Raw genomic sequence first — 10,143 nt, 5'->3', positions numbered from 1 at the left:
TATGTCTTGGAAGATGTCAGCAAGCGCCTAGAGGACATTTTAGATGGACTGGATTTTGACGGAGATCGGCTGCTGCAGGTGGAGAGTCGCTTAGACTTGATTAACAGCATCACACGTAAATACGGCGGCCAAGTAGATGATGTGCTGGAATACTTTGCTCAGATTTCCAAAGAATACAGCCTTTTAACCGGAAGTAATCTGTCCTCAGAGGATATGGATCGGGAGCTGAAGGTCTTAGAAAGGGAGTTGATAGAGCTGGCTCAGGAGCTGAGTCAGGCTCGTCACGGCCTAGCAGCCCAGCTGGAAGCGGAAATCAAGCAAGAGCTGCAAGACCTCTATATGGAAAAGGCGCGCTTTAAAGTGAAGTTCAGTAAGGGGAAGTTTAACCGTGAAGGCAATGAGCAAGTAGAGTTCTACATCTCAGCCAATCCGGGCGAGGATTTCAAACCTTTGGTGAAGGTTGCGTCTGGCGGGGAACTCTCCCGTCTCATGTTGGCGATCAAGTCTGCCTTTTCTCGTAAGGAAGGCAAGACCAGTATTGTCTTTGATGAAGTCGATACGGGTGTTTCTGGACGAGTGGCCCAGGCTATTGCTCAGAAGATTCACAAGATTGGCTCCAACGGCCAAGTCTTGGCTATTTCCCATCTGCCGCAAGTCATTGCGATTGCCGATTATCAGTTCTTTATTGAGAAGATTTCGGATGAGAATTCGACCGTCTCAACGGTTCGCCTGCTAACGGCTGACGAGCGTGTTCAGGAAGTCGCTAAGATGCTGGCTGGCGAAGATGTGACGGAGGCTGCTTTGACTCAAGCCAGAGAATTATTGAAAAAATAAACAAGCGAGACTGAGACACTAGTGTTTCGGTCTCCTTTAGGAGGTGGCGCGTATGACAGAATATTTTGTAATAGGTGATGTCCATGGCAAGGCTGGTATGCTAGATGAGTTGCTCCAGCACTGGGACGGTCGCAGCCAACTAGTCTTTCTAGGGGACTTGATCGATCGTGGCGAGGACAGCCGAGCAGTTTTGGAGCGGGTCAAGGCTCTAGTGGACCAAGAAGGAGCTGTCTGTCTTTCTGGCAATCATGAGTATATGTTTCTGACTTGGCTGGACAATCCTGAAAAGTCTTATGACCACTACCGACGTAATGGTGGAGATACGACGATTAATTCGCTTTTAGGCCGACCTCTCAATGCTCCTGTAGATGGAGTAGCGGACGCGGAACGTGTCAAGACGGAGGCGGCAGATTTAGTAGATTTTATTCGTCAGATGCCTTTCCTATTGGAGACGGAGCATTACATTTTTGTCCATGCTGGTCTTGATTTGGAACTGAAAGACTGGCGAGAGACCAGTGATTATCAAAAAGTTTGGATTCGCGCGCCTTTTCATCAGAGCCATAATCATACTGGAAAGACAATTGTTTTTGGTCATACACCGACTTTTTATCTCTTTTCTCAAGCACCGGGAACGAAGCGTCTCTGGATGACGGGTGACGGAAAAATTGGTATGGATGGCGGTGCTGTTTATGGAGGTGTTCTTCATGGTGTTCTCTTTGGGGATAGCGGAATACTGAAGCACTATTTTGTTGAAAACGATGACTTGGCAGTAAGAAATTAAAAGAGAGTGTCTAGGTGCAGATTGCAAAATCATCAGAACAACCAATTGAATATAGTTTTAGATTGAAGAAATAATCCATTTAAGTGAGTTTTCTTCAATCTTTTTTATACTCATCACTATTAGATACAGGATTTTAGCTTGTTTTTACTTTTTTAGAACTTGAATATACAATATAAGTGCATAATAAAAAAGCAAACTTTTAAAAAAGGATCATTGCCTTCTTAAAAGCTTGCAAGGTTGGTTCTTTTTTTGATTGAAGAATGGGAAATAAAAGTCTTTTTCTTCAGTCGTTACTCATCTGAGTGGACAAAGATTTGAAATCATTGGGAATTGTCAAACAGTTTTTTATAGGTCTGCATTTTATCTTTTAAAGGAGATAATTGATTCAAATCCAAATAGTGAGGAAAGCCATTTAATTTTCCTTGGGAAGTATACTGGTGCAGATCGTATTCTTGCTCCGTATTAGGGGCGGCATTATAATAACCATCATCAGCCCCGTAGGTAGGAATCCAAACCGCGGAAAATTTATCCGTTGAGATGCTATGTTCTTCCATAAAGAAAGTTCCAACATAAATCCCAATATTTTTAGCACCTAGTTCTTCGAGTTTTGAGCGAAAAACTTCAACTCCCGCATTCATGTCAGGCATGGTCTTTTCTTCGACATCGAGCCAGTAATAGGTCGGTTCGTACTTTGAAGCAGCCTTATAAAAATGTTCTGCTTCTTTTGCCATTTCTTTTTCGCTGTCGGCGGCTATATATGCATACACTGCGACGGGGATATTTCGCTTTTGAAACTCAGTGATATGAGTCTTATAAGCTTTATCCAGTCCGTTTAAGTGGGTTGCAGCATTCTCTTTTTTAGCCTGATTGCCGCTATGAACTCGAACAATGACGCCGGATATATTTTTTGATAAAATATCATAGTCAATCTCACTTGGTAACTGCCAGCCAGATATATCAATGACAGGTTTATTGATGAATTCTTCAGCTAAAATCGAAGTTTGCTCTTCATCTGATGAATTGGCTGTTGTTTGTGCAGATTGTGAATTTGTTGCTTTTGCTTGCTTAGCTGCCGAATCAGATATTTGTTTATTTATTAAAAGAAATACAATGAAACAAATAAAAAACAGGAAGAATGCAAGCGGTTTAATTCTCTTTCTCATACATTTTTATTCTAACCCAAAGTGCAATAAAAAGCAAAAAATATCTCTAAATTTGCAAAATAATGAATAAAATGTCATACAATTGAAATATAAAGAGTTTTAGTTGTTTCACTGCTGTGCTAATTTGAAAAAGTTGGCTCTGAACTTTCCGTAATACTTTTTTTCAATTGGAAAGGTGATATAATGAAGATTGAATTTTTAGAAATTTTATGGTGAAATATGAAAATTGATAAGAGACACCTGTTGAATTATTCAATTTTAATTCCTTACATGATTCTGTCTGTTATAGGATTGATTATTGTTTATTCAACGACAAGTCCATCCTTGATTCAAGCCGGCGCAAGCGGATTTAGTATGGCTATAAATCAAGGACTATTTTGGATTGCTAGCTTGGTCGCCATTACTATTTTGTATAGGATGAAAATGTCCTTCTTAAAAAATGGTAGTTTCATTACGCTGATTATTTTTGTGGAAATAATCCTTTTGCTTCTTTCGCGCTTTGTAACTAAAACGGTCAACGGAGCTCACGGATGGCTGATTATTGGCCAATTCAGCGTTCAGCCAGCGGAGTATTTGAAGATTATTCTGATTTGGTTTCTGGCCTATCGTTTTTCCAAAAAGCAGAAAGAAATCGAAATTTATGACTACCAAGCCCTGACTTTAAATCAATGGCTTCCAAAAGCTTTTAATGATTGGCGGATAATCGTAGCCCTGCTGATTGGGATTGTTGCAATGATGCCTGACTTAGGGAATGCGACCATTTTGTTTTTAACAGTCATCATTATGGTGGCGGTCAGCGGCATTGGCTATCGATGGTTTTCCACTATGCTGGGAGTCATTCTTGGAAGTTCAGGGCTGGTCTTGGCTAGCATTTGGCTTATTGGGGTTGAACGGGTTGCAAAGATGCCGCTCTTTGGCTATGTTGCGAAGCGGTTCAGCGCTTTCTTTAACCCTTTTAATGACTTGTCTGGTTCAGGCCACCAGTTAGCTAATTCATATTATGCTATAAGTAACGGTGGCTGGTTTGGTTTAGGTTTAGGCAATTCGATTGAAAAACGAGGGTATCTTCCTGAGGCTCATACCGACTTTGTGTTTTCTATTGTGATTGAGGAATTAGGTTTTTTTGGAGCCAGTCTGATTCTAGCATTGCTATTTTTCCTTATCCTAAGAATTATTCTAGTGGGTATTCGAGCTAAAGATCCTTTTAATTCAATGATGGCCTTAGGAATTGGCGGCATGTTTTTAACACAGACCTTCATAAACATTGGCGGAATTTCTGGTTTGATTCCATCAACCGGAGTGACCTTCCCTTTCTTGTCTCAAGGGGGGAATAGTCTGCTCGTCCTATCGGTAGCAATTGCCTTCGTGTTAAATATTGATGCCAATGAGCGCAGAGAAGATATCTATCAGCAAATGCAAACTTCTGGCCGATAGGAATTTGGCCATTTCTGAAGCATATTTCTAAAGTAGAAAAATCCTTGAAAAAATGAGAGGTATAGATTATGTCATTTAACAAATTGGAAAGCTATAGCAATAAAGAAGTCATTCGTGAAGAGGTTTCAATTCTAACAGATCTGCTTGCAGATATTACGCAAAATATCTTAGGTCCTGAGACTTTTGAAAAGATTTCTACTATGAAAGATTTGGCAATTGATTCGAGATATCAAGAATTGAAAGCAATCGTAGAAAAATTGACGACAGACGAGATGGTCTATATTTCTCGCTATTTCTCAATCTTGCCGCTATTAATCAATATTTCTGAAGATGTTGATTTGGCCTATGAAATCAACCATCAAAACAATGTCAATCGCGATTATTTAGGAAAGCTTTCTACAACAATAGACTTGATTTCAACTCGGGAAAATGCTCAGGAAATTCTGGAAAACCTGAATGTTGTGCCAGTACTGACAGCTCACCCTACTCAAGTTCAGCGCAAGACCATGTTGGATTTGACCAATCATATTCACACATTGTTGCGTCAGCACCGTGATGTAAAGGCTGGTTTGGTAAATGAGAAGAAATGGTTGGCGAATTTACGCCGCTATATTGAGCTCATGATGCAGACCGACATGATTCGCGAGAAAAAACTGAAGGTAACTAATGAAATTACCAATGTCATGGAATACTATAATAGTTCTTTTCTTCAGGCTATTACCAACTTTATGCTGGAATACAAGCGCTTAGCAGAAGAAAAAGGGATTCATTTAGAAAATCCAAAACCAATTACTATGGGAATGTGGATTGGTGGTGACCGTGATGGTAATCCATTTGTAACAGCAGAAACGCTAAAACTGTCAGCAACTGTTCAAAGTGAAGTTATTTTGAACTACTATATCGATAAGGTCTATACTCTTTATCGAAATTTTTCGCTTTCATCTAAGTTTTCGGAAACCAGTGAAGCAGTAATGAAAATGGCTGCTTTGTCCAGTGATAAATCAGTTTATCGTGAAAATGAACCTTACCGCCGAGCTTTTCATTATATTCAGTCCAAGCTGATTCAGACCTTGCTTTATTTGAAAGAAGGGAATTTTTCAAGTGAAGGACATCAGCTGGCAGATAAGCTTGGTGAGGTTTTGAATGCCAATGCTAGTGTGTCTGTCACCAATAACGGTAAAGAAATCATTCCGAATTATATCCAGTCCCGTATTACAGATACCATAGATGGCTTGAGCAAGGAGCAGGTGTTATCTTACAAGACTGCTCAGGAATTTAAAGAAGACTTGCTAGTTATCCGTGATTCTTTGCTAGAGCACAATGGACAAGCTTTAGTTACAGGTGAGTTGACTGAATTATTGCAGGCAGTCGATGTCTTTGGTTTCTTCTTAGCAAGTATTGATATGCGGCAGGATTCCAGTGTTCATGAAGCCTGTGTGGCCGAGCTCCTAGCATCAGCAAATATTGTAAAGGACTACAGCTCTCTCTCAGAGGATGAAAAATGTCAGGTTCTGCTTAAACAACTTTTGGACGATCCAAGGATTTTGTCGGCTACTCATGTCCAAAAATCAGAGCTTTTACAAAAAGAACTGGCTATTTTCAAAACTGCCCGTGAGCTTAAAGATGTGTTGGGAGAAGAAGTTATTAAACAAAATATCATTTCTCACTCAACTAGTGTATCGGACTTGCTTGAATTAGCCATTATGCTCAAAGAAGTAGGATTGATTGATGAAAATGGGACACGTGTTCAGATTGTTCCTCTCTTTGAGACCATTGAAGACTTGGATAATTCTTGCGATACTATGGAGAAATACCTGTCCCTGCCGATTGCTCAGAAGTGGATTGCTTCCAAGGATAACTATCAGGAAATCATGCTGGGCTACTCAGACAGTAATAAGGATGGTGGTTATCTTTCTTCTTGCTGGACCCTCTACAAGGCTCAGCAGCAGCTGACAGCCATCGGTGATAAATTTGGCGTAAAAATCACCTTTTTCCATGGTCGGGGAGGTACAGTAGGACGCGGTGGTGGTCCAACTTATGAAGCCATTACTTCTCAGCCACTACGCAGTATCAATGACCGAATCCGTCTGACCGAGCAGGGAGAAGTCATTGGCAGCAAATATGGAAATAAAGACGCAGCCTACTATAACTTAGAAATGCTAGTCTCAGCAGCTATCAACCGCATGGTAACCCGTAAGAAAAGTGATACTCATACTTCCAATGAGTATGAGCGGATTATGGATCAAGTGGTTGAGCGCAGCTATCAGATTTATCGTGATTTAGTCTTTGGCGATGAGCGCTTTTACGATTATTTCTTTGAGTCCAGTCCGATTAAGGCTATCTCCAGCTTTAATATCGGTTCCCGTCCAGCAGCCCGTAAAACGATTACTGAGATCGGCGGTCTCAGAGCGATTCCTTGGGTCTTCTCATGGTCTCAAAGCAGGGTTATGTTCCCAGGCTGGTATGGTGTTGGGTCTAGCTTCAAGGAATTTATTGATGAAGATCCTGAAAAGAATCTGGCCTTCCTGCAATTTATGTATAAGAGATGGCCTTTCTTCCAGTCTCTCTTGTCAAATGTAGATATGGTGCTGTCTAAGTCTAATATGAACATTGCCTTTGAGTATGCACAACTCTGCGAAGACAAGGATGTGCAGGATATTTTCAATATTATCTTGGACGAGTGGCAGCTGACTAAGAAGGTCATCTTGGCTATCGAAGGGCACGATGAGCTCTTGGCGGAAAATGCTTACCTCAAGGACAGTTTGGATTACCGTATGCCTTACTTTAATGTGTTGAACTATATTCAGTTGGAGTTGATTAAGCGTCAGCGACGCGGTGAACTTTCACCAGAGCAAGAACGCTTGATCCACATCACTATCAACGGAATTGCCACAGGACTTCGGAATTCTGGCTGATACATGAGAATAAAATGAACACTTTACCATTTACCATTATAAATAACGAAAAATCGGCTTTTTGTCCGATTTTTCTGTTTTTGTAACCAAAAGACTTTTCCATTCGTTATACTAGTGAAGGAGGGGGGTGAGCTTATCAAACTAGATGAATATGAAACAATCTTGATAGGCTTTGCTCGCGAGATTGTCTCCTATCTGCAGAAGTCAGGGGCTTCTAAAGTGGAAGCAGAAGATGTAGTGCAGGACGTTTTTGTCAAGATGTTGGAAACAGAAGTTATTATTCCGGCGGAAAAGATGCGAGCTTGGATGTATCGGGTTTCCATCCGGCGCTATATCGACAGATATAGGAGAGATAAACGTTATTTGGAGATTTTGCGAAAAGAATTTTTTGGAAAGGATCTGGTCAATCCCTTTGAAAATGAAGATTATGAGCTGCTAAGAAGTATGATAGAAGATCTGCCACTCAAGGAAGCTACGCTTTTAGAACTCTATTATTTTCAAGATTTCACGGTCAAGGAGATTGCCCAAATTATGTCTTACTCAGTGAGCAAGGTCAAGATTCAGCTGATGCGCAGTCGTGCTAAACTCCGAAAGGAGCTGGAAAAGAAAGGATATCGAAATGGAAACATTTGAAAATGTTGCAAAGAAAAGCAGGAGAAAAAGACTCTGGAAGACAGTCGTCATTAGTTCCTTTGTATCTTTAGTTCTCTTAGGTCTTCTAGGAAAGGGGCTGGTAGAATTAGCCTCTAGTAACGGACGAGACTTACAAAAACAGTACGAAGTTATGTCCGAAATCGCCTATCCTAATGTTGACTATGATAGTCTTTACCACACTCAAACTTCCTTTTTTTCAGGGACCTTACGTTCCGATCGTTTCAAGGATTTAGATGGAGTGAAGGTGGCTTATCCTTCCTATGAGGGAAACTATTCACTCATAGGTGCTTTTAGAGATCCGACTGCGGAAGGGACTTATTTGTCTCTCTCAGGAACCTATACGCGAACCCTGCGTCAAAAATATCCGGTCTTCTATAATATCAATGCCAAAGGGACAAAGGATAGTAATTCTATGCCTAAAGAGTTGGCTTCTGTCAAAGAAATGCCGAATCAATTGGTGGAAGTAGCTTTGACTTTTGATAAGCCTTATACCTATAAGGAAATCCAGCAGATGATACCGAACAATCTCAAAATCAACTGGTACTGGATTGGCAGTCAGTCAGAAGACAGTGAAAATGGTATTGAACTGTATTCTGATCCCAAGCTGACCTATGGAGCTAACGCTAGTCTTCTCTTTACTTATGATTCAGATGTTAGGAAGAAGGCAAAAGAGGCTAAGAAAGAGCAGCAGACTTTCTTGGATTATCTGAAAAAGGCAGATAAAAATCTTTTTCCAAGTGTTAGTGGGTACAACATGTACAATGAGGTTGAGTCCTATCTCAAGAAATTTGGTCAGCTAGATATTCGTGAAGCAGAAAATCGGGATCAATTGACCTTTTCTGGTATTATTCTGACTGGGAAAGCTGAGAATTTCAGCCAATTAGAAGGGAAAGAATGGATTGTTGCTTCGAGTATTGGTGCTTCCGTTTCCAATCAGCCTTACTATCAGTTAGATAAGGAATAATTCACAAAAAAAGACTAAAAGGCTTGCATTTTCAGTGAAATTTGATAAAATAGTAAGGAAAGTTAGACTGTATTGCCTACTGTCTATCTATAAAATATATTTTATTGGAGGCTTTTACTCAAATGGCAAAAGAAAAATACGATCGTAGTAAACCACACGTTAACATTGGTACTATCGGACACGTTGACCACGGTAAAACTACCCTGACTGCAGCAATCACAACTGTTTTGGCACGTCGCTTGCCTTCAGCAGTTAACCAACCAAAAGACTATGCGTCTATTGATGCTGCTCCAGAAGAACGCGAACGCGGAATCACCATCAACACTGCGCACGTTGAGTATGAAACTGCTAAGCGCCACTACGCTCACATCGACGCTCCAGGACACGCGGACTACGTTAAAAACATGATCACTGGTGCTGCTCAAATGGACGGAGCTATCCTTGTAGTAGCTTCAACTGATGGACCAATGCCACAAACTCGTGAGCATATCTTGCTTTCACGTCAGGTTGGTGTTAAGCACTTGATCGTCTTCATGAACAAAGTTGACTTGGTTGACGACGAAGAATTGCTTGAATTGGTTGAAATGGAAATCCGTGACCTCTTGTCAGAATATGACTTCCCAGGTGACGATCTTCCAGTTATCCAAGGTTCAGCTCTTAAGGCTCTTGAAGGTGATACTAAGTACGAAGACATCATCATGGAATTGATGGACACTGTAGATGAGTACATCCCAGAACCAGAACGTGATACTGACAAGCCACTCCTTCTTCCAGTCGAAGACGTATTCTCAATCACTGGACGTGGTACTGTTGCTTCAGGACGTATCGACCGTGGTACTGTTAAAGTCAACGATGAAGTTGAAATCGTTGGTATTAAGGAAGAAATCCGCAAAGCAGTTGTTACTGGTGTTGAAATGTTCCGTAAACAGCTTGACGAAGGTCTTGCAGGGGACAACGTTGGTGTGCTTCTTCGTGGTATCCAACGTGATGAAATCGAACGTGGACAAGTTCTTGCGAAACCAGGTTCAATCCACCCACACACTAAATTCAAAGGTGAAGTTTACATCCTTACTAAAGAAGAAGGTGGACGTCATACTCCATTCTTCAACAACTATCGTCCACAATTCTACTTCCGTACAACTGACGTAACTGGTTCTATCGAGCTTCCTGCTGGTACTGAAATGGTTATGCCTGGTGATAACGTGACTATCGACGTTGAGTTGATCCACCCAATCGCCGTTGAACAAGGTACTACTTTCTCTATCCGTGAAGGTGGACGTACTGTTGGTTCAGGTATGGTTACAGAAATCGAAGCTTAATTTGATTAAGTTCCCAGAATAATAATTATAAAGTCAGACACTAAAAGCCCCGCTCAGCGGGGCTTTTTTGGGCTCTTTG

The 10,143-nt window shown here is 41.0% G+C and carries 7 protein-coding genes and 1 pseudogene; 7 read left to right on the top strand and 1 reads right to left on the bottom strand.

Annotated features, from left to right (window positions below; all coding sequences use genetic code 11):
* Together STRDD04_RS11310 and STRDD04_RS01795 are read left to right on the top strand one after the other, a co-directional pair.
* Positions 1-834: pseudogene (locus STRDD04_RS11310) on the top strand (DNA repair protein RecN); the annotation flags it as partial.
* Between the two features lie 52 nt (positions 835-886).
* Complete coding sequence (locus tag STRDD04_RS01795; RefSeq protein WP_062198830.1) at positions 887-1,615, top strand: metallophosphoesterase family protein; 729 nt, start codon at positions 887-889, stop codon at positions 1,613-1,615.
* 320 nt (positions 1,616-1,935) lie between these two features.
* Here STRDD04_RS01795 and STRDD04_RS01790 read toward each other — a convergent pair whose 3' ends face one another.
* Entirely contained in the window at positions 1,936-2,778 is an 843-nt protein-coding gene (locus tag STRDD04_RS01790) for a glycoside hydrolase family 25 protein (RefSeq protein WP_062198828.1), read from the bottom strand.
* 219 nt (positions 2,779-2,997) lie between these two features.
* On the opposite strand from STRDD04_RS01790, the gene ftsW reads away from it, so the two are divergent.
* From ftsW to tuf, 5 genes are all read left to right on the top strand, one after another.
* Positions 2,998-4,212, top strand: a complete 1,215-nt coding sequence (gene ftsW, locus STRDD04_RS01785) for a cell division peptidoglycan polymerase FtsW (RefSeq protein ID WP_062198826.1) — start codon at positions 2,998-3,000, stop codon at positions 4,210-4,212.
* Between the two features lie 68 nt (positions 4,213-4,280).
* Positions 4,281-7,127: a phosphoenolpyruvate carboxylase gene (gene ppc, locus STRDD04_RS01780; RefSeq protein ID WP_062198823.1), complete on the top strand. Its 2,847-nt coding sequence runs from the start codon at positions 4,281-4,283 to the stop codon at positions 7,125-7,127.
* Between the two features lie 162 nt (positions 7,128-7,289).
* Positions 7,290-7,760 (top strand): RNA polymerase sigma factor, encoded by a 471-nt coding sequence (locus tag STRDD04_RS01775; protein ID WP_062199191.1) that lies wholly within the window; start codon positions 7,290-7,292, stop codon positions 7,758-7,760.
* Entirely contained in the window at positions 7,747-8,745 is a 999-nt protein-coding gene (locus tag STRDD04_RS01770) for an anti sigma factor C-terminal domain-containing protein (RefSeq protein ID WP_062198821.1), read from the top strand. Before STRDD04_RS01775 ends, STRDD04_RS01770 begins: the two co-directional genes overlap by 14 nt.
* Positions 8,746-8,867: 122 nt before the next feature.
* Entirely contained in the window at positions 8,868-10,064 is a 1,197-nt protein-coding gene (tuf, locus tag STRDD04_RS01765) for an elongation factor Tu (protein WP_062198819.1), read from the top strand.
* Positions 10,065-10,143 lie beyond the last annotated feature (79 nt).

This window comes from Streptococcus sp. DD04 (assembly GCF_001578725.1).
GTDB lineage: Bacteria > Bacillota > Bacilli > Lactobacillales > Streptococcaceae > Streptococcus > Streptococcus sinensis.
The sequence above is the reverse complement of the archived record's forward strand: the minus strand, read 5'-3'. Positions and strand labels throughout refer to the sequence as shown.